This window comes from Streptomyces sp. NPDC036764 (genome assembly GCF_055609385.1).
This window is the reverse complement of sequence record NZ_JBVJPT010000003.1, coordinates 286,043-311,399: the sequence shown is the minus strand read 5'-3', so window position 1 is coordinate 311,399 and position 25,357 is coordinate 286,043. Positions and strand designations below refer to the sequence as shown.

22 protein-coding genes and 1 tRNA gene are annotated in these 25,357 nt (G+C 70.3%); 10 read left to right on the top strand and 13 right to left on the bottom strand.

Features of this window, described 5'->3' with window-relative positions; translation table 11 throughout:
* Nucleotides 1–360: 360 nt before the first annotated feature.
* The 3 genes from ACZ69Q_RS16335 to ACZ69Q_RS16325 all read left to right on the top strand — a co-directional run bounded on the left by ACZ69Q_RS16335 (nt 361) and on the right by ACZ69Q_RS16325 (nt 2,343).
* Complete coding sequence (locus ACZ69Q_RS16335) at nt 361–966, top strand: hypothetical protein (protein WP_471041988.1); 606 nt, start codon at nt 361–363, stop codon at nt 964–966.
* A 67-nt stretch (nt 967–1,033) separates the two neighbouring features.
* Nucleotides 1,034–1,564, top strand: a complete 531-nt coding sequence (locus ACZ69Q_RS16330; protein WP_399904229.1) for a SigE family RNA polymerase sigma factor — start codon at nt 1,034–1,036, stop codon at nt 1,562–1,564.
* Nucleotides 1,561–2,343 carry a hypothetical protein gene (locus ACZ69Q_RS16325; RefSeq protein WP_471041986.1) on the top strand — a complete coding sequence of 261 codons (783 nt, stop codon included), beginning with the start codon at nt 1,561–1,563 and terminating at the stop codon, nt 2,341–2,343. Before ACZ69Q_RS16330 ends, ACZ69Q_RS16325 begins: the two co-directional genes overlap by 4 nt.
* On the opposite strand, the gene ACZ69Q_RS16320 is transcribed toward ACZ69Q_RS16325, so the two are convergent.
* A complete protein-coding gene (locus ACZ69Q_RS16320; RefSeq protein ID WP_471042616.1) occupies nt 2,234–2,542 on the bottom strand; it encodes a hypothetical protein in 309 nt (102 codons plus the stop codon). The genes ACZ69Q_RS16325 and ACZ69Q_RS16320 overlap by 110 nt on opposite strands.
* 76 nt (nt 2,543–2,618) lie before the next feature.
* Between ACZ69Q_RS16320 and ACZ69Q_RS16315 the strand changes: the two genes are divergently transcribed.
* Nucleotides 2,619–5,084 (top strand): non-reducing end alpha-L-arabinofuranosidase family hydrolase, encoded by a 2,466-nt coding sequence (locus tag ACZ69Q_RS16315; protein ID WP_471041984.1) that lies wholly within the window; start codon nt 2,619–2,621, stop codon nt 5,082–5,084.
* A 403-nt stretch (nt 5,085–5,487) separates the two neighbouring features.
* Here the strand turns inward: ACZ69Q_RS16315 and ACZ69Q_RS16310 are convergent, their stop codons facing one another.
* Both ACZ69Q_RS16310 and ACZ69Q_RS16305 read right to left on the bottom strand, forming a co-directional pair.
* Complete coding sequence (locus ACZ69Q_RS16310) at nt 5,488–7,356, bottom strand: RICIN domain-containing protein (RefSeq protein ID WP_471041983.1); 1,869 nt, start codon at nt 7,354–7,356, stop codon at nt 5,488–5,490.
* 473 nt (nt 7,357–7,829) lie between these two features.
* Nucleotides 7,830–7,903 (bottom strand) — tRNA-Gly (locus ACZ69Q_RS16305).
* Nucleotides 7,904–8,450: 547 nt separating this feature from the next.
* Here ACZ69Q_RS16305 and dcd point away from each other — a divergent pair.
* Together dcd and ACZ69Q_RS16295 are read left to right on the top strand one after the other, a co-directional pair.
* On the top strand, nt 8,451–9,026 hold the full coding sequence (gene dcd / locus ACZ69Q_RS16300; protein ID WP_126901625.1) for a dCTP deaminase: 576 nt from the start codon (nt 8,451–8,453) through the stop codon (nt 9,024–9,026).
* A 32-nt stretch (nt 9,027–9,058) separates the two neighbouring features.
* Entirely contained in the window at nt 9,059–9,586 is a 528-nt protein-coding gene (locus ACZ69Q_RS16295) for a phosphoribosyltransferase (protein ID WP_471041982.1), read from the top strand.
* Between the two features lie 42 nt (nt 9,587–9,628).
* Here the strand turns inward: ACZ69Q_RS16295 and ACZ69Q_RS16290 are convergent, their stop codons facing one another.
* The 9 genes from ACZ69Q_RS16290 to ACZ69Q_RS16250 form a co-directional block, all read right to left on the bottom strand.
* Nucleotides 9,629–10,135 carry a DUF302 domain-containing protein gene (locus ACZ69Q_RS16290; RefSeq protein WP_471041980.1) on the bottom strand — a complete coding sequence of 169 codons (507 nt, stop codon included), beginning with the start codon at nt 10,133–10,135 and terminating at the stop codon, nt 9,629–9,631.
* Entirely contained in the window at nt 10,132–10,908 is a 777-nt protein-coding gene (locus ACZ69Q_RS16285) for a hypothetical protein (RefSeq protein WP_471041978.1), read from the bottom strand. The genes ACZ69Q_RS16290 and ACZ69Q_RS16285 overlap by 4 nt, the downstream gene beginning before the upstream one ends.
* A gap of 167 nt (nt 10,909–11,075) precedes the next feature.
* Nucleotides 11,076–12,008 carry a Yip1 family protein gene (locus ACZ69Q_RS16280; protein ID WP_471041977.1) on the bottom strand — a complete coding sequence of 311 codons (933 nt, stop codon included), beginning with the start codon at nt 12,006–12,008 and terminating at the stop codon, nt 11,076–11,078.
* Nucleotides 12,009–12,166: 158 nt separating this feature from the next.
* Nucleotides 12,167–13,618, bottom strand: a complete 1,452-nt coding sequence (locus ACZ69Q_RS16275) for an FG-GAP and VCBS repeat-containing protein (protein ID WP_471041976.1) — start codon at nt 13,616–13,618, stop codon at nt 12,167–12,169.
* 49 nt (nt 13,619–13,667) lie between these two features.
* Nucleotides 13,668–15,098, bottom strand: a complete 1,431-nt coding sequence (locus ACZ69Q_RS16270) for an FG-GAP and VCBS repeat-containing protein (protein WP_471041974.1) — start codon at nt 15,096–15,098, stop codon at nt 13,668–13,670.
* 28 nt (nt 15,099–15,126) lie between these two features.
* Nucleotides 15,127–16,557, bottom strand: coding sequence for a hypothetical protein (locus ACZ69Q_RS16265; RefSeq protein WP_471041973.1), 1,431 nt, complete (start codon nt 16,555–16,557; stop codon nt 15,127–15,129).
* A complete protein-coding gene (locus ACZ69Q_RS16260) occupies nt 16,554–17,966 on the bottom strand; it encodes an FG-GAP-like repeat-containing protein (RefSeq protein ID WP_471041972.1) in 1,413 nt (470 codons plus the stop codon). The genes ACZ69Q_RS16265 and ACZ69Q_RS16260 overlap by 4 nt, the downstream gene beginning before the upstream one ends.
* A 124-nt stretch (nt 17,967–18,090) precedes the next feature.
* Complete coding sequence (locus ACZ69Q_RS16255; RefSeq protein WP_471041970.1) at nt 18,091–19,566, bottom strand: FG-GAP and VCBS repeat-containing protein; 1,476 nt, start codon at nt 19,564–19,566, stop codon at nt 18,091–18,093.
* Between the two features lie 396 nt (nt 19,567–19,962).
* On the bottom strand, nt 19,963–20,616 hold the full coding sequence (locus tag ACZ69Q_RS16250; RefSeq protein ID WP_471041968.1) for a DUF5701 family protein: 654 nt from the start codon (nt 20,614–20,616) through the stop codon (nt 19,963–19,965).
* Nucleotides 20,617–20,891: 275 nt separating this feature from the next.
* On the opposite strand from ACZ69Q_RS16250, the gene ACZ69Q_RS16245 reads away from it, so the two are divergent.
* Genes ACZ69Q_RS16245 through ACZ69Q_RS16230 form a run of 4 tightly spaced genes read left to right on the top strand, consistent with a single transcriptional unit; the run spans nt 20,892 to nt 23,861 of the window.
* A complete protein-coding gene (locus ACZ69Q_RS16245) occupies nt 20,892–21,197 on the top strand; it encodes a hypothetical protein (RefSeq protein ID WP_471041966.1) in 306 nt (101 codons plus the stop codon).
* A gap of 5 nt (nt 21,198–21,202) precedes the next feature.
* A complete protein-coding gene (locus ACZ69Q_RS16240; RefSeq protein ID WP_471041964.1) occupies nt 21,203–22,504 on the top strand; it encodes a hypothetical protein in 1,302 nt (433 codons plus the stop codon).
* Nucleotides 22,505–22,527: 23 nt separating this feature from the next.
* Nucleotides 22,528–23,241, top strand: a complete 714-nt coding sequence (locus ACZ69Q_RS16235; protein WP_471041963.1) for a hypothetical protein — start codon at nt 22,528–22,530, stop codon at nt 23,239–23,241.
* A gap of 14 nt (nt 23,242–23,255) precedes the next feature.
* Nucleotides 23,256–23,861, top strand: coding sequence for a hypothetical protein (locus tag ACZ69Q_RS16230; RefSeq protein WP_471041961.1), 606 nt, complete (start codon nt 23,256–23,258; stop codon nt 23,859–23,861).
* Nucleotides 23,862–23,889: 28 nt separating this feature from the next.
* On the opposite strand, the gene ACZ69Q_RS16225 is transcribed toward ACZ69Q_RS16230, so the two are convergent.
* The gene (locus ACZ69Q_RS16225; protein WP_471041960.1) at nt 23,890–25,203 is read right to left on the bottom strand and encodes an FG-GAP repeat domain-containing protein; all 1,314 of its coding nucleotides are present in this window, start codon (nt 25,201–25,203) and stop codon (nt 23,890–23,892) included.
* Nucleotides 25,204–25,357: the final 154 nt, after the last annotated feature.

The following is a 25,357-nucleotide window of genomic DNA, read 5'->3' as shown; positions in this document are numbered from 1 at the left end:
AAAACCGTCGTGGCAGCGATGTCATCGTGGGCTCAAATCCCACACCGACGGTGCACATGACAAACAAGCCGGCGATCTCGGGAAGGCCCCTTAAAGTGAACTGATCGTCCGCCGTGTGGATCAACGTCCCGGGTGGCGACCTGGCGGGCTTCGCCGGCTCGGGGGCCGACAAGGTGTACGTCACCCCGTTCTCGGTGAGCGGGGTCGCGCTGCGCCTGCACGAGGTGCTCGGCAAGAAGGGCGCCTCGGCGAGCGTGCCGAGCCCCTACCGGTACGACCTCACGCACAGCTTCACCACCACCGTGCCCGCCGCGCCGGTCGCGACGGTCCGTACCGGCCCTGGCGAAGACCGTCACGAAGGTGGGCGCCCCGGGCACACGGACGACGGCCGATCTGCAGAGCGTCCCGTCCTTCGGCGAGTCGGCGGGCGTCCACATCGGCGCCGCGGTGCCCGTCGCCGGTTCGGTCACCGAGTACGCCACCCCGGGCATCACCTACCGCCGACTGCTGTCCTACGGCACCGGTGAGCTGAGCCTGAACCTTCCCGACCGCACGTTGTCCGCCGGGACCGGGGCGGGCGAGACCCTCGGCGCGGCCCCGTTGCAGCCGGTGCGCAGGGAAGGGGGCGGTTCGAAGCGGAACTTCGGGAAGATGTCGCTGTACGAGCTGAGCACCTTCGGCGACACGACCGGCCACTCGGGAATCGACAGTCGCGCCACGTACTCGTACAAGCTCACCTCCGACGGCGTCACCTATGCCCAGGCCGACGGCCTCGACTGTGCTGGCGTGCCGTCCCCCCGGGAGCGGGGGTGTACGTCCTCTGCAGGGCAAACGAAGCACGCCTGCCGGACGTCGCGCAGCCGACGGGCGTCCAGTTCGCCCGGCATTGACCAGCCCGCCGGACAGCCTTCACCGGTCCGCAACCGAGCACGACCGCCGTTCGAATCCCGGGCCGGGCACTGTTAGGCTGCGCCCTCTGTTGTTAAACATGCAACTAATGCGCACATCATCGCCAGGAGAGGGCGACGGAGGGATGCTCGTCGACGACGCGTCCGCGGAGTTCCACGAATTCTTCGAACGCCACTATGCCGAACTCGCCCGTCTGGCACACCTCCTGACCGGCGAGACCGACGCGGCGGACGACCTCGCGGCGGATGCCCTGGTCGCCCTGTGGCAGCGCTGGGACCGGTTGCGGCAGGCCGACCACCCGCTCGCCTACGCCCGCGGTGTGGTGGCCAACCTGGCGCGCGGACGGATCCGCAGCGCGGTGCGCGAGCGACGCCGGATCACGCTGTTCTGGTCCCGCAGCCCCGAGAAGGTGGAGGGGCCGGACATGGCGGCCGTGCTGGACGTCCGCGCGGCGCTCGCCCGGTTGCCCTTCCGCAAGCGCGCCTGCGTGGTGCTGCGGCACGCCTTCGACCTGTCGGAGAAGGACACGGCGGCAGCGCTGGGCATCTCGGTCGGCACGGTGAAGAGCCAGACCTCGAAGGGAATGGCCGAGCTGGAAAGGATACTGGGCGCACGAGCGGCCGGGGACCTGGTGGCAGGGAGGAGGAACCGGTGAACGACGAGATCGCCCGTCAGATGCGCGAGGCCGCCGAGGCTCACCGGCCCGACCGCGCGCGGATGCTGGCCCGGGTGCAACGCGGCATGGCCGGCCCCGCCGTCCGTCACCGCGCGCGGCCGTTCGCGAGGTCCGGGACCAGGGTCGCGCTCGCCGGGCTCGCCGCCACCGGCATCCTGACGACCGGCGGCCTGGCCGTCGCCGCCATCGTCGCGACCCCGTCGCCGTCGGCCACCGTGACCGTGCCCGCCACCCCGTCCCCGACCGTCAGCTCCCCGCACCCGACATCGGCCCGACCCACCCCTGTCGCGCCGGCCCCGGCCACCCCGGGCAGCGCGCGCCCGACTCCGCCGGCCACCAGTCCATCGCCGACCGCCGGCGAGAGCCAGAACGGGCCGCTGTGGTCGGCCGGCTCGGTGGACCCGCGCAGCACCGTCTACTGGACGCAGAGCAACCTCGCCCTCAAGACGACCCAGCCGCTCACCTCGCTCACGGTCGAGATTCGGATCGTGCAGACCGGCGGGGCGAAGAACACCGGCACCTGGCAGACCCTGCCGAGTGCTGACTTCACCGTCACCGTCCAGGAGGCCGGCGGCGCGCTGGTCTACCGCTGGGTCCTCAAGCCGGGCCTGACCGTGCCGGCCGCGAGCTATGAGTTTGCCGCCCAGTTCAACAACGGCACCGGCGTGCGCCGTGCCTCAGGCGACGGCTACCGCGTCGACGCGCAGGGTTCGGGCGGCTCCGCGTCGGTCCGGGGAGGGTTCGTCCCGACCCGGTGAACGCCGCTGTGCGGCATGGGGACGAGTCCCCTTGCCGCACAACTCGATGGGAGAACAAGTACCCGCACTGCTGGGACGGGGTCCAGTCGGCCGGGCCGACGTCGGTCCCGTCGGCGTAGGTGGCCTCCATGGTGGCCGGCGGGTCGCCGTGGAACTGGGTGCGGACGGTGACAGCGGCCGTGAAAACTCTTCCCCCGATCGCGGCAACCTTTGTGTGCGTGGCGGCAACTGGCAGGTAACCGGGTCCGGATCAAGGCCCGCTGTGCCAGAAGGACATGCCGTTGTCAGATCAGAACCGCTCTCATCGCCGCCGTCCGGCTACCCGCCGCGTGCTCGCCGCCGCCGTGGTCCTCGCCGCCGCGGGTGCCGCCGTACCGCTGGTCGCGCTGGCCGCACGCACGCCGGAGGCCCGCACACCGACCCTGGCCGCCGCGGCGACCGGCAGCGGCCGCTACTTCGGCACGGCAGTGTCCTCGGGCAGGCTCGGCGACTCGACGTACTCCACCATTCTCGACCGGGAGTTCAACATGATCACCCCGGAGAACGAGATGAAGTGGGACACCGTCGAACCCTCCCGCGGGAACTTCAACTTCAGCCCGGCCGACGCGATCGTGGGCCACGCCGCCGCGCACGGCCAGCGCATGCGCGGCCACACCCTGGTCTGGCACTCCCAACTGCCCGGCTGGGTCAAGTCCATCACCGACGCCAACACCCTGCGCAGTGTGATGGACAACCACATCACCACCGAGATGACCCACTACAAGGGCAAGATCTACGCCTGGGACGTGGTCAACGAGGCGTTCGCCGACGGCGGCAGCGGTCAGCACCGCAGCTCGGTCTTCCAGGACGTGCTGGGCAACGGCTTCATCGAGGAAGCCTTCCGCACGGCCCGGAACGCCGACTCCTCCGCCAAGCTCTGCTACAACGACTACAACATCGAGAACTGGACCGACGCCAAGACGCAGGGCGTCTACGCGATGGTCAAGGACTTCAAGTCCCGCGGTGTGCCCATCGACTGCGTCGGCTTCCAGAGCCACTTCGGCGCCGGCGGCCCGCCGGCCGGCTTCCAGACCACGCTGTCCAAGTTCGCCGCGCTCGGCGTGGACGTACAGATCACCGAACTCGACATCGCCCAGGCGTCCGCCACCGCGTACGCCAACACCGTGCAGGACTGCCTCAACGTCGCTCGCTGCACCGGCATCACGGTGTGGGGCATCCGCGACAGCGACTCCTGGCGCACCGGTGAGAACCCGCTGCTGTTCGACAACAGTGGGAACAAGAAGCCCGCCTACGACGCGGTACTCACCACCCTGGGCGGCAGCAGCGGCGGGGGCACGGCGGGCGGCGGTACGACGGCCGGGGACATCACCTCCGGCACCGTCTACACGCTCTCCAACGCGGCCGCCGGACGCGTTCTCGACGAGCCCGCGGGGTACAACGGCAACGGCACCCCGCTCCAGGTGTGGGACGCCAGCGGTGCCGCCAACCAGCAGTGGCGGGCCACCAAGAACGGCGACGGCTCCTACACGCTGACCAACATCGCCAGCGGCCGGGTCCTGGACGAGCCGGGCAACCAGACCGGCAACGGTACGAAGACGCAGGTGTGGGACTCCAACGGCGGCGCCAACCAGCACTGGAAGGCCGCCCGGAACAGCGACGGCTCCTACACCCTGACCAACGTTGCCAGCGGCCGAGCCCTGGAGACCCCCGGCGGCAAGACCGCCAACGGCACCCCCGTCCAGATCTGGGACTCCAACGGCGGCGGCGCCAACCAGCGCTGGAACTTCAGGACGTCGACGTCGGCCCCGACAACGCCCACGCGGACGGGCGCCACGTGTGCTCTTCCGTCGACGTACCGGTGGAGCTCGACCGGTCCGCTGGCGCAGCCGGCGAACGGGTGGGACGCGGTGAAGGACTTCACCACTGTGACGTACAACGGCAAGCACCTGGTCTACGCGTCGAGCGTGTCGGGATCGTCGTACGGCTCGATGATGTTCAAGCCCTTCACGAACTGGGCGGACATGGTCTCGGCCGGCCAGACCGGCATGAGCCAGAAAGCGGTGGCGCCCACACTGTTCTACTTCGCGCCCAAGAACATCTGGGTGCTGGCGTCCCAGTGGGGCGCGTCGCCCTTCGTCTACCGCACGTCGAGCGACCCCACCGACCCGGGCGGCTGGTCCGCGCCGCAGCCGCTGTTCACCGGCAGCATCCCCGGCTCCAGCACTGGCCCGATCGACCAGACCCTGATCGCCGACGACCAGAACATGTACCTGTTCTTCGCCGGCGACAACGGAAAGATCTACCGGGCGAGCATGCCGATCGGGAACTTCCCGGGCAGCTTCGGCCCGTCGTACACGACGGTCATGAGCGACACGGAGAAGAACCTGTTCGAGGCGCCGCAGGTCTACAAGGTTCAGGGCCAGAACAAGTACCTCATGATCGTCGAGGCGCGGGGTGCGAATGAGCAGCGCTACTTCCGCTCGTTCACGGCCTCCAGCCTGAGCGGTTCCTGGACCCCGCAGGCCGCCACCGAGAGCAACCCCTTCGCGGGCAAGGCCAACAGCGGTGCCACCTGGACCAACGACATCAGCCACGGCGACCTGGTCCGCAACAACCCCGACCAGACCATGACCATCGACCCCTGCCACCTGCAGTTCCTCTACCAGGGCAAGTCCCCCACCGCGACCGGCCCCTACGACCGACTGCCGTGGCGGCCGGGTGTCCTCACCCTGCAGCGCTGACCCGCCTGATCCACGGTGATGGCGATCGGTGCGGTGCACCGGCGCGTAGACGAGCGGTCTACGGCGTGGGCACCTCCACCCGCTGACCGCTGCTCACCGCCTCGAGGAACCCCAGCAGCGGTCTACGGCGTGGGCGCCTCCACCCGCTGACCGCTGCTCACCGCCTCGAGGAACCCCAGCAGCGGTCTACGGCGTGGGCGCCTCCACCCGCTGACCGCTGCTCACCGCATCGAGGAACCCCAGCCGTGCGCCGGCTGGGGTTCCAATCGTTTGGGGACCAGGCGGAGGCTCGGCGAGGCTTGTCGGGCTGGGTGGGCTCCTGGTCCTGCGTCAGCACGATCATCCCCTTCGCCAAGGCTGCCTCGATCGGCGCCCGCACCGACGGCGGCATGGCCGGCTTCGCCTACTTGAGTTGTGTACCACCCGAGTTGTGATACGCGATCGTCTTGCGGATCAGGTTTCCGCCGTCGGTCTCAGGCGTCGTCTGCTCCGTCCACCCCGCACCGAACAGCAGGCCGGCGATGTGGGCGTTCGCCACCTGGTCCATGTGGCCGAAGAGCCAGTCCACCTTGTCGTCCTTGAAGTGGCCGGGAGTGTTGTTCCCCGCCATGTTGCCCACGGGGATCTGCCACAGGACCACCGGCTTGCCCACGGACTCGGCCATCGTCTTCCAGAACTTCAGCGAGGCGGCGGCCTTCTGGTCGGTCCAGAAGGTGTCACGGCTGCCGTGGGCCGGCTGTGCGTACCAGCCCGCGTCGCGGTCCGACACATCGGTGACCAGGAAGTCGGCGTTCTTCGCCCCGATGTCTGCGTAGTCCTTGACGCACTTCTGGAGGTTGCTCTCCCAGTCGAAGCAGGAGAGGTGCAGCCCCACGGCGGTGTTCGGCGCGTACTTGTGCGCCATCGAGATCAGGCACTGGGCGAGTCCGGCGGCGCTGTTCTCCTGCGATCCGCAGTCCGTCGGGTTGGCGCCCGTGACCTGCGCGGGAACCTGGTGCAGATTGCCGAGCGTCCGGGCGAAGCCCCAGAAGTCGGGCTCCAGGTCGATCATGTCGTGGTTCTTGCCGATCTTCTGGAGGAAGAACCGGTAGTCGTTCAGGTACTTGGTGAGCAGGTCACGCCTGTCGATGGCCTTGACCTCGCCCGGGCCGTCACCCTCGCCTGCCATGTCCCCGAGGTCGCGCAACGAGTACCAGGTCCACAGGTACTTCTGCGGTCGCGACTTGCCCTGGTAGGTCGCCTTGGCCGCCTCGGCGTCCTGCCAGGTCACCTGGTTTCCGGGCGCCGTGCTGGTGCCGCCCCAGCAGCCCCACCAGGCGGACCACTCAGCCTTGCAACGCGATGCCGTGTAAGCGTCCGACGAGGGCGCGGGCTGGCTGTGTATATAGGCGTAGCGCACGTCGAACGGCGCGGCGTTGAACGAGGCTTCGGTCATCGAGCCGCCGATGAACACCTTGTCACTGCCCATGAAACTCTTCGCCGACGTGCCGTTGGTGGCGGCCGGAGACGCCGGCGGAGACGCTGGGGCGCTGCTCGGAGCCTGGCTCGCCGGAGCGCTGGGCGTGGGCGTGCTGCCGGAGTTCCCCGGGTTCCCGGTGCCGCCGGCGACGCTGCCGGCCTCGACGAGCTTCCACTGCTGGTTGGCGGCGGCCTGGTCACGGTTCTGGACGATGCCGCGCCCGTTGGCCTTGGCGGCGACGCTCTTGACACCGACAGCCATGCCGCTGAAGCGATTGACCAGACGCACGTAGCCGTTCGACGACTTGGCCAGCTTGAACTGCTGGTTGGTGGCGTTCAGGTCGCTCCACTGCACGATGGCGGAGCCGGCGGTCTTCGACCAGCCGAGGTCGTCCAGCACCTTGCCGGAGCTCCGGTTCTGCAGCCGGTAGTACCCGTCACCCGAGTCGACGAACCGCCACTGCTGGTTGGCCCCGCCGTGACGGCTCCACTGCACCATCGCCGCGCCGTCGTTCTTGGCGGAGCCGCGGTCGTCCAGCACCTTGCCGCTGTTGCGGTTGACCAGCACGTACCACTTCTTCAGATCCGGGGTCTTCTTCTGATCTGCCGAAGCCTGGGTGACCACGACAGCCGAGCCGGCCACGATCACCAGGGAGAGACCCGCCCAGAAACCCCGACGCGCGAGCAACCGACGGCCACGGTGCTTCGGGCGGTCACCGCGCGCGCCGCCGTCGGCACGGTGGCCGCCGACGCGGGACGCCACCGATGACGTGGGTGGGCCGGGGACATGTCGGTGCTCTCGTTCCAGGGACATGCCTGTGCTCTCTTTCAGCCGTTGCATCTGACCGGACCACTTGGCCGGACAACGCTTAGTGGTCCGAGAGACCGAAAAGGTTGCCGCGAAGATCCACAGATTTTTTTCGCCTTGACCGCTTCCCGTTCGCTGCGGAGCACGGCACGCCTGACGCCGGTGGTGGCGAACGCCTGATGGCTGGTCGGGGAAGGTGGGGACGGCAGCGAGATCCCGACCCGGCAAGGCCGCTCCGAGCGCCTCGCCGACCTTGCGGCAGGGCATTCCCGTGCTGCCCTTCCACACCCAATGCGCTTGTGGACCACCTGGCCGCCCAACGAGAAGCCCACCATCCTGGACCCCACCCGTGACCGCCGGCATCTCCGACACCCTCGCCCTGGGCATCCTGTGCGAGGGGTACGGCATGTACTGCAAACGCGACCGCTGATCACCCCACACAGCAAAAAGGCCCGGGTCTCTGACCTGGGCCTTAGTCGTGGAGCGGGTGACGAGAATCGAACTCGCGCTCTCAGCTTGGGAAGCTGATGTTCTACCATTAAACTACACCCGCGTAAGACGCCTCTCCGTGATGATCCGGAGAAGGTGTCCGATTGCCTGGTTACTGTACCTCATCACCGGCCCCCGGCGCTGATGCCGCGGGGCCCGGGCGCGTTTCAGGGGGCGGATCCGCGTGCGGGGTACCGGAGTTGGGGCGTACCGTGGAGGGGTGGGAGAGGGGCCGGGCGGGGTCGGAGTGCCGCCTGGAGGGCCGTCCCTTTGATCCCGTAATGTGGCCTCCCGTCGTCAGGCGGGCAGCAGCCAGACGCGGCTCTTGGGGAAGGGACTCTAGGACTTGATGGAGCGCACCGTCGTCCGTTGTGCCGATGGGCACGTGTTCAGCACCGCTTCGTTCCCGATGCAGCAGGCCGATCGCCTCGGCCCCGGACGGCTCGTCCGATGTCCCCGCTGTGCCCGGCTCCGCAGTGTGGTGCCGGTGCAGTTGGAGAAGCAGTAGCGGGAGCGGTAGCACCGGCAGGACCCAGCAGCACCAGCAGTGACGCCTGGCGCGCGGGCGGCGCGATTGTCGTCGTCCCGCGCGCCTTGCGTATCCTCGGGGCGTGCTTCTCTCAGACAAGGACATCCGGGCCGAGATCGACGCCGGGCGGGTACGGATCGATCCCTACGACCAGACCATGGTGCAGCCGTCCAGCATCGACGTACGGCTGGACCGGTACTTCCGGGTGTTCGAGAACCACCGGTACCCGCACATCGACCCCTCGATCGAGCAGGCGGACCTCACGCGGCTCGTCGAGCCCGAGGGCGACGAGCCGTTCATCCTGCACCCCGGGGAGTTCGTGCTCGCCTCCACCTACGAGGTCATCACTCTTCCCGACGATCTCGCCTCGCGGCTGGAGGGGAAGTCCTCGCTCGGGCGGCTCGGGCTCGTCACGCACTCCACCGCCGGGTTCATCGACCCCGGGTTCAGCGGGCACGTGACCCTGGAGCTGTCCAACCTCGCGACGCTCCCGATCAAGCTCTGGCCCGGCATGAAGATCGGCCAGCTCTGCATGTTCCGGCTCACCTCGCCGGCCGAGTTCCCGTACGGCAGCGAGCGCTACGGATCCCGGTACCAGGGGCAGCGCGGGCCCACCGCCTCCCGGTCCTTCCAGAACTTCCATCGGACTCAGGTGTGAGCGACGAGGTGAGTGAAGAGGTGAGCGGGGCCATGAGCGGTGGCATCAGTGACGAGCCCGTACGTGAGAATCTGACCTACGAGCGGTTCGGCGTCGCCGTCCGTGAGCTCGCGCAGGCCATCGCCGACGACGGGTACGAGCCGGACATCGTGCTCAGCATCGCCCGGGGCGGCGTCTTCGTCGCCGGCGGGCTCGCCTACGCGCTCGACTGCAAGAACCTTCACCTGGTGAATGTGGAGTTCTACACGGGCGTGGGGACGACGCTGGAGATGCCCGTGATGCTCGCTCCCGTGCCCAACGCGATCGACTTCACCGACAAGAAGGTGCTGATCGCCGACGACGTCGCCGACACCGGCAAGACGCTGAAGCTCGTCCACGACTTCTGCGTCGAGCATGTCGCCGAGGTGCGGTCCGCGGTGATCTACGAGAAGTCCCACTCGCTCGTGAAGTGCGAGTACGTGTGGAAGCGCACCGATGAGTGGATCAACTTCCCGTGGAGCGTTTTGCCTCCGGTACATATGTCCGGCGAAGCGGCCAAGGTGAACAAAGAAGCACTCTGACGTGCTGCTATGCAAGGAGTCACGCCGCTGTTGGGCGCGGGCTCACAGTTGGGGTGGTACCTCGCCGCCGAGGAGGGTGATCAGGTTGGCCAGGCGGGCGTCGAGTTCGCGGCCGGCCTCGGTGATCTGCGGGTTGTCGTAGCTGTCGAACAGCAGGCTGGGCTGGTCGACGGCGAGTTTGGTGTCGCCGTCGGGGTCGGCGTAGATCACGGAGGGCAGTGGTGCGTGCAGCACGGCCGACGCATCCTCGCGGAACGCGCGTTCGGCGATGGTGTGGTTGCCCATGAGGTACTGGGTGGCCTTCCAGAGGGACTGCGAGCCGGCCATGAGGGCGCAGACGTCGCCGCGGTAGTAACGCATGAACCCGTGGGGGCCGTTGATCTCGGCGAGTTCGAGCGTGGCCTTCCAGGAGCCCAATTGGTAGAAGCGGTGGAGATCGGCCTCGGGGACGAGGGTCTCGAAGTGCTCGCACGCCGCGTCGTACGGACGCGGGAGCGTCACGACAAGCCTTCGGGCGGGGTGGTCGATGAAGACGCTGTCTGTCGTCATGGCCGTACCTGTTCGTCGTCAGAGCGGACGAGCTCAACGCCGTGGACGTCGACCGTGATGGAGGGGAAGTTGAGGTTGACGCTGTTGTCGGGGTTGCGGCGGAACATTCGCCGTCGCGTCGGCATGACCAGCCCGTCGAAATTCTTGTGGTGGCCGGTGTAATGGCCGACGAGGAAGCTGTTGTTGATCTCGGCGACGTAGTCCATGCGACGTTGCATGCCGAAGGCGTCGTAGTAGAAGACCGCGTTCGGGCTGTGTGTGGCGATGTCGGGCGGGAATCGCACCTGTAGACGCCGCCATGTCTGCCCCGCCTCGTGCCACGGTTCGATCTCGCGGGCACGCACGCCCGGATAGGTGAAGAGGAACGGGCTGGTGAAGTAGTTCCAGCAGGCGTAGCCCAGGAAGTAGCCGAGGTGAGCGGCGTCCCAGTCGGTGTTGCGCAGCATTCCCTTGAAGGCGGCTCGGGCGGGTGCCAGGGTCTCGACCGGTTCGCCGTCGAGTGTCTGCAAGGTGACGCTGTCGGTGGCGGCGTCGAAGGTCATCTGCCATTCCGGGCGGGTGAACGGGGTGAACACGATGTGTTCTCTGGCCGTGTCGATCGTCAGGATCTGATCGAAGCTCGTCCCCGGTGGCCAGCCCTTCAGCCCCCAGACCGGACCGTCGATGGAGACATCGGCCTTCAGGCCGCTCACGGTTTCCCAGAGTTCCTTGCCGCCGGCGGTGGCGATAGCCAGATCGAGGAGTTCAGTACTCATGACCTGGGCACTTTCCATAGAAAATGCGTACAAGAGCCAGTCTCTCGCAGCTCAGAGAGCATGCAACTCGAGTTGCGGGTCGCACCCGTCGGTCAGGTCAGCGCTGTGGGACCGCCATTGCAGCGGACAGGTATGAGAAAGGCCCCCGGCGAGAATGCCGGGGGCCCTTTTCGTGTCTGTGGGCTCTAGAACGTGCCCAGCTTCACGATCGACAGGAGTGCGATGAGCTGGATCGCGCTCGCGCCCAGGGCCTTCGGCCAGGGCAGGTCGTGGGACTTGGACACCATCAGGGTGAGCAGGGCGCCGCCCGCCACCCAGGTCGCCCAGCCGAGCGCCTGGACGAGGGTCGCGTCGCCGCCCGCAAACATGGCGAAGACCAGGCGGGGGGCGTCCGTCAGGGACATGATCAGCATCGAGAGGCCGACGGTGGGCTGCCAGGCGCCGTCGCCGCCGAGCTGGCGGGCCATGGTGTGGGTCACCACGCCCAGGACGAACGAGGACACCACCATGGCGACGGCCGTCGTCAGGACGATCGGGACCGCGTTGGAGAGGGTCGCGTTGATCGCGTCCTCACGTGCGGTGTCGAAGCCGAAGACGGCGAGCAGGCCGTAGAGGAACGTCACGATCAGGGCAGGGCCCCACATCGTGTAGTCCCGCATCTGGAGGAAGGTCTGCGAGGGGGACAGGACGACGCCGCGCAGCAGGGCCTTCCAGTGCAGGCGGGGGCCGATCGGGCCGGCCGGGGCCGAGCCCGCGTGGTAGGTCTCGCCCTGGGTGTAGGGGTCATCACCGACCGAGAACGCCTGGGTGTGGCCCGGGTTGTTCGCCGCGTACGGGTCCGGGGCGCCGCCGGGTCCGTGCGGGTAGCCGCCGTCGCCGAAGTACTCCGGCTCGCCGTGACCCGCCTGACCGCCGTGGCCGCCGGGGCCGTAACCGCCTTGGCCACCGCCCCTGTTCGCCTGCGGCCAGCCGCCGGCGCCGCCGTGCGGCTGCTGCGGCGGCGGGGGATAGCCGTACGACTGTCCCTGGGGCGCCTGCTGCCCGTACGGAGGTTGTTGGGGGCGCGTTTGCGGGGTGCCGTTGTTCCGGCTGCCCCGTCCGATCCTGAATCCAGCCACGTCTTCGAACGTACCTGGTCCCGGAGATCCGTGTGCCGGGCCCTGCGCTCAGGGCCCGGCTTTGCGGCCGACCTGTGACATCCCCTAGGGGGCGCGATGGCCCCCCTCCGGGTCGTCGGTCGGGGTTGGGCCGTACGGGGGAGGCCCAGGTGGGCGGGTCAGTGCAGCATGACCTGGCCCAGTCGCAGATAGCCCGAGGGCAGGCCCAGCGAGCCGGGGCCGAAGCTGGTCGCCTTGCTGGTGGTGATCCCCGAGGCAGCGCCGCGCAGGCTGTAGATCGCGCCCGCGGGGTGGTTCTCGCCGTCCGCGCCGACGGACAGGTCGGCGTGGCCGTCGCCGTTCAGGTCGGACAGGCGTACCGACGCGCCGAAGCGGTCGGCGGTCTCGGCCGTGCCGGGGACGCCGGCCGTGTTCTGCGTGAAGGACTGGGCGCCGGTCGCGGTCAGGCCGGTGGCCGAGCCGCGCAGCACGGTGACGCTGCCGGCGATGTCCGCACTGCCGACGTCCTCGTGGATCGTGCCGACGGCCAGGTCCGCGTACCCGTCGCGGTTGATGTCGGCGATGGACAGGGCGTTGCCGAACCAGTCGCTCTCCTCGTCCGAGCCCGGGACGCCGGGGGAGTCCTGGGTGATCGTGGCCTGCGGCTGGGTGCGGATGCCGGCCGCGCTGCCGAGGTAGGCGCGGATCGAGCCGCCGAGGCTGCTCGCGCCGTCGTCGCCGTACGTCGACGCGACGACGTCGGCGTAGCCGTCGCCGTTGAGGTCGCCGACCGTCGCCAGCTCGTAGGCGCCGTTCTTGAGGAACGCCTGGCGGGTGAGGCCGGAGGCGGAGCCCAGGTAGACGAAGGTGCCGCTGTCGTAGGTCTCCGCCTGGGCGCCGCTGACGACCAGGTCGGCGGTGCCGTCGCCGTTCACGTCACCGGCGGCCAGGCTCTGCGAGCCGTAGCTGGCGCCCGTGTACAGGTCGGTGGCGAGCTTGAAGCGGGACGCGGCGCCGGAGGCCTTGAGGAAGCCGCCCTTGTGGATCCAGATGTCGCTGCCGGTGCTGCCGACGGCGAGGTCGGCCTTGCCGTCCCCGCTGAAGTCGCCGACGGTCAGGGACATGCCGTACTCGTCGTGGGCCGAGGGGGCGGGGTCGGGGACGACCTGGCCGCCGGACAGGCCGCTCTTGGCGCCCCAGACGATCACGACGGCCCCGGCGTCGGCGTTCTCGCCCGTGGCGCCGATCACGAGGTCGGCGTAGCCGTCCCGGTTCAGGTCGCCGGAGGTGAGGGACTGGCCGAACTCGTCGTCCTGCTCGGCGGTGCCGGGGATGCCGGCCGTGTTCTGGGTGATGACGGTGCGGCGGGTGGCGCTGATGCCGTTCGCGGAGCCGTAGTTGACGACGACCGCGCCCGCGTCGGTCTTGCCGCCGACCGGGGTGTACGGGGCGGCGGTGGCGAGGTCGCGGTAGCCGTCGCCGTTGAAGTCGTCGGCGTACTTGGCGGGGGCCGCGGCGGCCGGGGCCGCGGTGAGCAGCGGGGCGGCCGTCAGGGTGGCGGCGACGGTGGCCGTGGCCAGGGCCAGGGAGTGGAGGCGGTTGCGGTTGCTGTTGCGGTGGTGCCGCAGCATGTGGGGTTCCTCCCGCGGTGGTGTGGGTGAGGTGGGGGCGTGCGGCGGGTCAGCCCGCCAGTACGTCGCCGAAGTACGTGAGGCCCGACGGTCCGCCCAGCGTCGTGCTGCCGAAGGACTTCGCGCCGGTGGCGGTGATGCCGGAGGAGCTGCCGCGCAGGGCCCAGGCGGAGCTCGCGCCGTCGTTCTCGCCGCGGGCGCCGGTGATCAGCTCCGCGCGGCCGTCCTTGCTGACGTCGGTGAGCAGGACGGAGTGACCGAAGTAGTCGTACGACTCGGCGGTGCCCGGCACCCCGCTGGTGTCCTGCGAGAACGCCTTGGAACCGGTGCCGGTCAGGCCGGCGGCGGAGCCGCGCAGGATCACGACCGAACCGGCGTCCGTCTTCCCGCTCAGGTCCTCGTTGGCCACGCCGACCGCGATGTCGGTGTAGCCGTCGCCGTTGGTGTCGCCGGCGTCCAGGCTCCAGCCGAAGGCGTCGTTCCGCTCGGACGCGCCCGGCACGCCGGTGGTGTCCTGGGTGAAGCGGACCGGGGTGCGGGTGCTCAGGCCGCTCGCGGCGCCGTACGTCACGGTCACCGCGCCGCCGGGGCCGCCGTTGGGCTCGTCGGTCGACTTCTCCATGAAGTTGCCGGTGACGATGTCGCCGTAGCCGTCCTTGTTCACGTCCGCAATGACAGCCGCGTAGCCGCCCGCGACCTTGCTGGAGGGCGTGAGGCCGACCGCCGAGCCCTTGTAGAGGACGCTGCGGGTGCGGTTGCCGCCGCTGATCTCCTCCTGGCCCATGACCAGCAGGTCCGACTTGCCGTCGCCGGTGACGTCACCCGCGACGATCTGGTCGGTGTTGATGCCGGTCTCCGCGGAGGTGTCGATGCCACCGAGTTCCTCTGCCCCGCCGGTGCGGGTGATGGGGCCCTCGAAGACGTTCAGCCCGGGGGCGGCGTTGTTCGCCGCCGCGAGGTCGGTGTCGCCGTCACCGTCGAAGTCGCCGGTCGCCACGGACCAGCCCAGCTCACTGCGGTACTCGGGGAGCGTGGAGATGTCGGTGCCGGACTTGATGCCGGTCGCGCCGCCCCACAGCACCGTCAGGACGCCGGTGTCGTCGGTCGAGCCGATCCGCTCGGCGTGCACGCCGACCACGATGTCGGTGTAGCCGTCGTTGTCCAGGTCGCCGGTGGTGGCGCGGTCGCCGAAGTAGTCGCCGCTCTCGGGGACGCCGGGGATGCCGGCCGTGTCCTGGCTGATGATCTGGCGGTTGCCGGTGTTCAGGCCGCTCGCGCTGCCGTAGACGACGGCGACGTAGCCGGCGTTGCTCTTGCCGGCCACCTTGGCGAGGGGCGCGGTGATGACGGCGTCGCGGTAGCCGTCGCCGTTGATGTCGCCGGCCAGGCCGGAGGGCGCGGCGGAGGCGCTGGTGGCCGGGAGGGCGGTCAGCAGGCCCGTGGTGAGGGTCGCCGCGAGCAGCAGCGTGCGCTTGCGCAAGGTGAAGTCCCTTTCACAGTGAAGGAGTTCAGGAGTTGAGGGCCGTGCCGTAGCCGGGGCTGCCCGCCGTGGAGACATCCGTGGTCCCCGGGCCGAAGCTCGCCGCCCCGCCCGTCGTCACTCCGCTCGTCGCGCCGCGCAGCGACCAGACGGCGCCGTCGCCGTTCTCGCCGGTCGCGGAGACGGTGAGTTCGGCGCGGCGGTCGCCGGAGTGGTCGGCGAGCAGGACGCGGGCGCCGAAGCGGTCGTTCGCCTCGGAGGCGCCGGGCACGCCGGCGGTGTTCTGTGTGAAGGCCTGGACGCCGGTCGTGCGCAGGCCGGACGCGGAGCCGTACAGCACGGTCACCGAGCCCGCCCCGGAGTTCTCGCCGGACGCGCCGACGGCCAGGTCGGCGTAGCCGTCGCCGTTGACGTCGCCGAGGGAGACGCCGCTGCCGAAGCGGTCGCCGGACTCGGCGGCACCGGGGACGCCGGCGGTGTCCTGGGTGAGGACCAGAGGCGTACGGGCGGGGTCCACGCCCGCCGGGCCGCCGTAGACGACCGTGACCTTGCCGCCCTTGGCGCCGGCCGGGTCGGCGGAGGTCTCGCGGTCGTTGCCGATCGCGATGTCCGCGTACCCGTCCTTGTCGATGTCTCCGATCGCGGAGACGTGACCGGCGGGCAGTTCCTGCATCCAGTCGGTGAAGTTGCCGATGTTCGGCTCGGTCACCAGATGGGTGACCGCGGCACCGTCGCTCCCCCGTCCGTGCACGACCAGGTTGGTGTGCCAGGCGCCCGTGACCGGCCCGACGGACAGCGAGGTGATGCCGTACGCCGGGGAGTACGGGTCGGGGAAGCCGGAGCCGGAACCGCCCTGGAACGCGCTGGACTTGGTGAACGGGCCGTTGATGAAGCCGACTCCGAGCGGCCCGTTGGAGCCGACCACGATGTCCAGGTCGCCGTCGGCCTCGACGTCGCCCACCGCCAGCGACTGGCCGTAGCGGTCGGCGTCCCGGTCGAACGGGTTCGGCACCGAACGTGCCCCGGAAAGGCCCGACTCGGCGCCCCAGACGACGACGGCCGAACCGTCGTTGGTGTCCCCGTTGACGTCCTCGCCGGGCGCGCCGATCAGCAGGTCCGCGTAGCCGTCGGTGTTGAGGTCGGCGGAGGCGACGGCGCTCCCGAAGGCGTCGTCGGTCTCGGCGGTGCCGGGGATGCCGGACGTGTTCTGGGTGACGAGGGTGCGCGTGGCCGTCTTCAGGCCGCCGGTGCCGCCGTACACCACCGACACCGCGCCCGCCTTCGCCTTGCCCCCGACCGTGGCGCCGGGCGCGCCGATCGCGAGGTCGACGCGGCCGTCGCCGTTGAAGTCGTACGGCTTGGCGGCCGTGGCGGCGTGGGCGGCGGGGGCCGTGAGGGCGAGCGCGAGCGGGGTCAGGGCGGCCGCGAGGAGCGCGCCGGGCAGGCGCCGGTGCGTCACTGGGCGATCACCGAGCCGAAGTAGTACGTGGACTTCAGGGAGACGGCGGCGGCGGTCAGGCCCTGGGCGCCGGACGTGGTCAGGCCGGTGGAGGAGCCGCGCAGGGTCCAGACGCCGCCGGAGCCGTTCTCGCCGTCGACGCCGACGATCAGGTCGGCCTTGCCGTCCTTGGTGATGTCGGTGAGGTCGACCGCGGAGCCGAAGCGGTCCCAGGACTCGGCGGTGCCGGGGACACCGGCGGTGTCCTGCGTGTACGACTTCGAGCCCGACGTCTTCAGACCGGACGCCGAGCCGAACAGCACGGTCACCGAGCCGGCCTCCTTCGCCGAGCCGAGGTCCTCGCCGGGGGCGGCGACGGCGACGTCGGCGAACTTGTCGCCGTTGATGTCGCCGGTGCTCAGGAACATGCCGAAGCCGTCGTCGGTCTCGCCGGAGCCGGGCACGTTCGCGCTGTCCTGGTGGATGACGGTCGGCGTCTGCGCGGGGTCGGGGCCGTTCGGGCCGCCGTACCAGACGGTGATCTGGCCGCCCTTGTGGCCGCCGGGCTTGGTGCTGTTCGGGTCGGAGGAGTCGCCGAGGACGAGGTCGCCGTAGCCGTCGCCGTTGATGTCGGCGATGGAACCCGACAGGCCGTCCGCCTTGGGCAGCTCGGTGAACTTGTAGCCGCCGCCGGTCCAGCGGTAGTAGTCGATCTCGCCGCCGGAGTCGCCGTCCACGCCGAACGGGTAGACGCGCTCGGCCGCGCCGTCGCCGGTCATGTCGCCCGCGATCACGTCGTAGGTCGAGCCGAGCTCGCCGACGCCGTAGTGGCTGAGCGGGCCGCCGGTGCGGGTGAACGGGCCCAGGTACAGGCGGGTGTGGTTCTGCCCGGTCAGCGTGACGTCCATGTCGCCGTCGCCGTCGAAGTCACCGGTCGCGGCGCCGTGCGAGAAACCGCCGTACTCCGACAGCGTGGACGGCTGCGGCAGGCCCTTGCCGCCGGACAGGCCGGTGTTGGAGCCCCACAGGACGGTGCCGGAGCCGATGCCGTCGCGGTCGCCGATGCTCTCGCCGGAGGAGCCGACGACGAGGTCGGAGTAGCCGTCGCGGTCGAGGTCGGCGGCGGCGAGCGAGGACCCGAACAGGTCGTTCGCCTCGGCGGTGCCCGGCACCCCGGTGGAGTTCTGCGTGATCACGGCCTTGCGGGTGGCCGACACCCCGGACGAGGAGCCGTACAGCACGACGACGGCGCCGGCGCAGGACGCGGAGCCGACGGTGGTGCACATGGCGCTGACCGCGACATCGCGGTAGCCGTCGCCGTTGAAGTCGCCGGCCAGGCCGGAGGGCGCGGCGGAGGCGCCGGTGGCGGGGAGCGCGGTGAGCAGGCCGGTGGTGAGAGTGGCGGCGAGGAGAAGGGGGCGCTTGCGCAAGGTGGGTTGCTCCTGGGAGGAGGGGGCGAGTCCGCTGCCCGGTGGGGGCGGGCCCGGGTCGCCCCGTGTGCCAGAGGCCGGGCCCGTTCGGAGACGGGCCCGGCCGGGAGAGTCGTACGGTGGCTCAGTCGGCGAAGTTGGCGCCGAAGTACGGCGTGCCCGTCGTCGAGACGCCCGAGGTGCTCGGGGCGATGGAGCGGGAGCCGGTGGCGGTGATCTTCGAGCCGTTGGACGGCAGGTAGGTGACCGCGCCGTTGCCGGCGTTCTCGGCGGAGCCGGCGATCAGGTCGGCCCTGCCGTCGCCGGTGACGTCGTCGAGCCTGAGGTCGATGCCGAACATGTCGCCGTCCTCGTCGTTGCCGGGGACGCCAGCGGTGGACTGCGCGAAGGACTGCGCGCCCGAGCTGGTGTTCAGGCCGCTCGCGTTGCCGTACAGGATCGTCACGGCACCGGTGTCCGTGGCGCTGCCGATGTTCTCGCCGGCGACGCCGATGGCGAGGTCGAGGAAACCGTCGCCGTTGATGTCGCCGAGGTCGAGGTCCCAGCCGAAGTTGTCGTTGGTCTCGGAGGCGCCGGGGACGTTGCCGGTGTCCTGGGTGATGCCGGTGGCCGAACCGGGGCCGTCGACCGTGCCGTAGGTCACCCAGACCTTGCCGCCCTTGGCGGAGTTCGGGACGGTGGTGCCGTCCTCGGCGGTGGCGTTCCACGCGGCGCCGCTGACGATGTCGCCGAAGCCGTCGTGGTTGATGTCGCCGATCGCGGTGATCACGCCGGGCTTGAGGGTGCGGATGTTCGCCATGACGAGGCCGCTGGAGGAGCCGGGGATGTACGAGTTCTCGTTCCAGCCGTAGTCGGTCTGGTACTCGTAGCCGTCGACGACCAGGTCGGTGCGGCCGTCGCCGTTGGCGTCCCCGGCGGTCAGGTTCAGCGGGCCGTTCGCGTCCGTGCCCATGATCGGGGGCTTGATGGTGTAGCGGCCGCCGGGGGTGCCGGAGGAGTTGAAGCCGCCCTTGAAGACGTACAGGGTGGCGTTGTTGCTGCCGACGGCCAGGTCGGCCTTGCCGTCGCCGTCGAAGTCGCCGGCGGCGAGGTTCTTGCCCCAGCGGTCGTGCGCGGTCGGGGCCGGGTCGGCGACGGTGACGCCCTTGCCGGTGATGCCGGAGGCCGAGCCCCACAGGATCGCGAGGCCGCCGCCGTCGACGTCGCTGCCGACGTCCTCGCCCTGGGCGCCGACGGCGATGTCGTCGTAGCCGTCGCCGTTGAAGTCGGCGAAGGCGGTGTCGTAGCCGAAGCGGTCGCCGGCCTCGGCGGTGCCGGGCGAGCCGGTGGTGTTCTGGCTGATGGTGTGGCGCTTGGCGGACGAGACGCCGGTGGCGGTGCCGTACAGGACGACGAGCTGGCCGGCGTCCTTCTTGCCGCTGACGTAGGCGCCGTCGGCGGAGAAGGCCACGTCGCCGATGCCGTCGCCGTTGAAGTCGGCGTGCGGGACGGTCGTCGAGTCCGCGGCGGTCGCCGTCGAGGCGGCGAAGGTGAGCAGACCGCCCGTCAGCGCGGCCGCGGTGGCCGTCGCGAGGGCGAGACGCAGGTGGTGCTTGTGCATGCGGGTTCTCCTGCTGCATGCGGGGATGCCTGGCGGGCATCCGCAGACGGTGGGGTGCGATCGGCGGGGTTCTCCGGGAGTTGTCCTCGGGTTCACCGCGCGGTCGGCGATCAGGAGACCTGCGATGGGGCGGAAGGGTTGTACGTGAGTTCGGGAAATCTCTGAGGCGGCTGCGGGTATCCGGCATTGATGCCGATACGACACTTACGTCGCCTGCGGTTGGAGGGGGCGTTCGGCCTGCCGGCTGTGGCTGGAGTGGAGCGATCGGCCTACGCGCTGCGGTTGGAGGGGGCGTTTGGCGTACTGGCTGCGGTTGGAGGGGGGCGTTTGGCGTACTGGCTGCGGTTGGAGCGGGGTGTTCGGCCTACTGGTTGCGGCTGGGCCGGGGCGTTCGGCCTACCGGCTGCGACCCGTGCCGGAGGCGAAGCCCAGCCAGGTGTGCCGGTTGCCCCACCAGCACCAGCCGACCTTCGGTGCGTCACGGCGCTCACGGCCGTCGCGTCCCGTGCCGTTGCTGATCCAGATCGCCGGGGTACGGGCGTCCAGCGTGCCGTTGGCCTTGCGCAGCCGGGAGCCGATCGTCATGAAGCAGTGGTTGCGCTCCAGGGCCGCGGGCTGCTGGAGCACCCAGTGGATGCCTTCGCTGAGCACCAGCGGCGTCCGGCCCTCGGCGGTCAGCGCGGGCAACGCCTCCTCCGGGCTCCAGTTGGCCATACGGTCGCCGCGGTCGAGGCCGGTGACCAGGTAGAGGGCCGAGTCGGGCAGCTCGACGGCGGTCGGGGCGAAGTCGTCGACGTCCGGCATGTCTACGACGACGAACCCGGGCTTGTCGCCGCGGCGGAGCAGCGGGGCGAGGACGGACGCGGGGGCCCGGTCGGGATGGACGGCGAGCAGCACACCGCCCCCGCTGCCGGCACCCTCGGCGAAGCCGCGCACCTCGTCGGCGGACACCCCCGCGAACTCATGCACCCCGAGCGCGATCAGACGCTCCGCCTGATCGGCGAGCGGCGGGAGAGCGGGCAGGGCGGCGTCCTTCGACGTGCCGGGCAAGGTGCTCCTCGGGTCGCGGCGGTGGGTGCTGGGTGGCGGGTACTGGGCGCTGCGTGGTGGGTGCTGGGTTGCGTGGGGGCAACGCGGGGCCCTGGCGAAAGGTTCCCGTTCGGGATGCGTGCCCGTCGGCTCCTTCGGGAGGCAGGCACGTGTTTCGTGTGGATTCCGTGACCCCGGGGCGGCCTCTTTGCCCTCCCGTGGCATGATCGGGCCCATTCGGCCACTGGCCTGCAGTTTGCCGGTGCGACCGCGAAGCGCGAACGGGGAGGACTTGCGTGGGGGACCACTTCAAGACCGATATTGAGCAGCTTGCCGCCTTCACCAAGGACCTCGACGAGGCCGGCGAGTCCCTTGAGCAGGTGCGAACAGCCCTCCAGCACGCGCGGGCCGACCAGCTCGGGACCCCGGAGCTGGACGAGGCGTGCGACGCGTTCCAGGAGCGCTGGAAGTACGGCAACGAGCAGATCAAGGAGCGGATCGGGAAGCTCACCGAGGGCCTCCAGAAGAACACGGACAACTACCGCGAAGTGGAGACCTCCCTGGAGGAGAGCTTCAAGCGGGCCGCGGCCGCGGGGAAGTGACCACGATGGCCCAGAACCCGTATGTGCACCTCGGCTGGAACCCGGTCCCCGGCGAGCCCGGCGAGGTCGAGAAGCTCCGCACCCAGCTCGTCAATTCAGCGAGCGCGCTCCAGACGGCGTATCAGAAGATCGACAAGCTGCTCGGCGAGTCCAGCTTCTGGGAGGGCGACGCGGCCGTGGGCTTCCGCGAGGCCCTCGACGGCGATCTGCCGAAGTACATGAAGGACGCCCACAAGTCGCTGACCCAGGCCGCCGGTCACCTCGGCACCTGGCATGGCGGGCTGACCGGCCGCCGGGAGCTGGCGCACAGGTACGACGTCGAGGCGGGCGACCACAAGGGCGACCTGAAGGCCGCCAACTCCCGGCACGAGACGGCCAGGCAGGACCCCGACCTCAAGCTCGCGGGGCAGACCTTCGAGGAGGGCCCCGAGCTTCAGGCCGCGCAGACCCGGCTGAACGCGGCCAACGCCCGGCTCAACGACGCCGTCACCGCCGTGAACAACGCGCAGGGCGCGCTGGACGACGTGATGCGCAAGGCTCGCGAGCTGGAGGGGACCCACGAGGACCAGGCGCGTGACCTCGCGAAGAAGCTGAACGACGCCACGAAGGACCTGGCGCCCGAGGAGCCGGGCTGGCTGAGCAAGGCCCTGAGCTGGATCGGGGACAACCTCACCAACATCCTGAGCGTGCTGGCCGCGGTTGCGGGGTTGCTGGCGCTGCTGTGCACGGGGCCGTTCGGGATCGCGATGCTGCTGGCGGCGGGTGCGCTGAGCCTTGCGACGATGGGTTCCCGCCTCGCCGACCCGAAGGTGCGGGCCTCGCTCGCGGACGGCTTCACCAAGGGCGAGTTCGACGCGGACTTCTGGGAGAACTCGGTGGGGCTGGTCGGTGACGCGCTGGGCGCGGTGCCTGGAGTGGGGGCCGTGAGCCGTGGCCTCAACGGTGCGGTCAAGTCGACGAAGTTCGCGTCCGAGGCAGTGAGTGCCGGGCAGTTCCTCGGCCGGTTCGCCGACGACACCGTCACGGCCGCGAGCCGGATTGCGACCGCGGGTTCCTTCAACCCCGTCGGAGACCTGGTGGCCAAGGCGGCGGGCGGCAGCCAGACGGTCAGAGCGGGCATGGACTTCGTCTCACCGGCCGCGGGTGTGGTCACCGCCGGTTACGGACTGGCCGCCGAGAACATCGACGCCTTGAAGAGCGACGGCGGCAAGAACACGGCCACCGGGGTCGACGCGGCCCGCGCGGGTCTGTTCGACGGGCCCGGCGCCCTGGCGATCGTCGGCGACGTCGCGAGGGCGTTGCGATGACGGGGGAAGCCACTGAGGTCCCGATGCGTCTGTTCATCGACGACTCCGCCAGGGATCCGAGCTCGAAGATCTGGTACGCGCTACCGTGCGGGTTCGTCGACGTCCCCATCGACGCACTCGCCCCCCGGCCGGGCTCCGAGCAGGAGGCCCACCTCGATCAGGCGCTGGCGCTGATCCTCGACCTCGCCCCCGAGGCCCAGCGCGACCGGTACACGGGCGCCTTGCGGGACGTCCGGTTCATGGCCGGGCAGATGCGGAGCGAAGGCGTCATCGCCTGCTCGCTCGGCATGCACCACGCGGACGACGGCTCCTCCGCCTCGTCCGTGTTCACCGTGGCGCTCAGGGACATCGAGTGGGCCCCGGCCAAGATCACGGCGGTGCGTGCGGTGTCGCTGCGCGAATCCGCCGAGAACGTGGCGCTGTTGACGCTTCCGGGCAGCCGTCCGGCGGCGATCTCCGACACCCTGATCACCATGCCTGACCTGGAGGGGATGTCCGGCCAGGAGGTCTACCAGTGCAACCTCTACATCCCGGCCCCCTCGGGTACGCAGCTCGGCGTCCTCACGCTGAGCACCACGGGCGTGGGTTCCCGCAAGCACTACCGCGACCTGATGGAAGGCATCGCCTACACGGTGTCCTTCCACGATCCGCTGCCCGAGATCGAACGCGCCGCACGAGGTGACACGGCCGACGGCCCCGGCGGCAGCGCGAACGACATCGCCTCCGACTTCGGGTGACCGGGGATACGCAGATGACCACGAACAAGCACGTCTTCGACGGACCGCCGGCATGGCACACACCCGGCACCCGGACCGCGTACCTCCGCTGGGCGGCATGGCATCTGGCCAAGTCACTCGGCTTTGTGGCGCTGTGGTGGGGCGCCCTGTACGTCACGCTTCTGCTGCCCGTGGCCGCGGTCGTGCCGATGACACTGGTTCTGTTCGCGATCATGTACGTCACCGTCCGGGCCCTCGGTCGGCTGGCGAGGGGGTGGCGCATCCGGCGCATCCTTGCCGTCTACCCCTGGCGTCAGCACTCGGGTGCCGTCCGGGTCGCCAAGGGGAATGCCGTGTTCGTGCTGCCCGACCCCGACCGTCCGGAGAAGACGGTGTCGCTGAAGGTGGCCGCCGGGCTGTTCCGGTCCTGGAGCCCCAACGCCCTGAAGGACTACGACGAGCCTCTCTGGTACGCGGGCGACCCCCGCTTCGCCTGTGTGGTGGCCAAGCCCGGACTGCGCGGCCTGGCCTGCGTTTCCCAGCCCACCGCCTACGGCTACCGCACCTCCCCCCGCCGCAAGGGCCTCAGCCCCGAGGCCTGCGAGCGCGCCCGGGCGATCGGCGCACGCGTCGCCGACTGAACGCCCTGCGGCGGCCTTGGTGGTCCGGCTACTTCGCCAGGAACTCCGAGCTGGAGAACGTCACCGTCGGCTCCGCCGCCACCAGGCCCTTCTTCGACCCCGGGTACACCGCCACCGTGTCCTTGGTCTCGCCGACGTACGTCCGCACCACCAGGTCCGCCCGCCCGTCCCCGTCGAAGTCGCCGGTCGTCACGACGCGCGTGGTGCCGCGCGCGGGCGGCTGGACGGTGATCATGCCCGCCGTCGCGAGTCCGGCCGTACGGCCGTGGAAGATCCGCAACTGCGAGCCGCTGGAGAGGAGTTCGCTCAAGCCGTCTCCGTCGAAGTCGGCCGCGTCGAGCGTGGAGCCGGGGGACTGGAGGGTTCCGCGTACGGCCGCTGCCGTGAGGTCGTAGCGCAGGGACGTTTCGCCCATCGTGCCGACCGCCGCGTCCAGGGTCGCCCTGCCCTTGCCGAAGGTGCCGAGGGCCACGTCGATGCCGGCGGGCAGGGTGGCTCCCGTACGGGTGGGGCCGGCCGGGCCGCCGAGGACGACCGCCGAGGTGCCCCGGCCTTCCGCCGTACGGACCACCAGGTCGTCGTACCCGTCGTCGTTGACGTCGACCGCGGGGCCCGTGGGGACGTTGCCGGGAGCCTGGACGGGGGCGCCGGCCTTGCGCGGGGCGCCCTTGCGGCTGAACGGGCCGTGCAGGAAGCTCAGCCGGACGCCGGACGCGTGCACCACCAGGTCCTGCGCGCCGTCGCCGTCGAAGTCGCCGCACACCGGCTGGTCGGGCCAGTCGTTGCCGAAGCGGGCGCCCGCGGGGATCACCAGCTTGACGGCGTTGCCGGCGAGGCCCTTCGGGGAACCGAAGAGGAGCTGGAGCGGCACCGGGGGCTGTCCCTGCCCGTCGTAGGGCGGGTCGGTGGACACGACCAGGTCCGTGAAGCCGTCGCCGTCCAGGTCGCAGGTCGTCTCCGCGTCGAAGACGGCCGGGAGCTGACCCTTGGTCGGCGCCGCCTGCCGCTCGGGGCTGAGCAACTGCCGTGCGCCCGGGGCGAGTCCGCGCTCGCCGCCGTAGACGATGCCGATGCCCGCGTCGTCCGCGTGGGCCTGCGCCTTGACCAGGTCGTTGAGGACCAGGTCGCGATGGCCGTCGCCGTTGAAGTCGTCGGGGGTCTTGCTGCCCCTGCCCTGCGGGACGGGGAGCAGCGCGGGGGCGTCGGCCACCTGGACGGGCGTGTGCCGGGCCGGCTCCGCGTCGTCGTGCGGGGTGGGGCCGCAGGCGGCGACCGCGAGGGCGAGGACGCCGAGGGTGCCGGTCAGGGCCGCCGTACACTTCCCGCTTCTTCGCGCGCGCACCGCTCACCTCGTCGACATCAAGGGAAACAACTGGGTAATGATGCACGCGTTCGAGGAGCGGCGACAGCCCTGTGCGGGGGTGCGCGGGCCATCGGCCGAGCCGTGACCGGTCATTTGGTTTCAATCGATACCGTATCGAGTGATTGGACAGCGG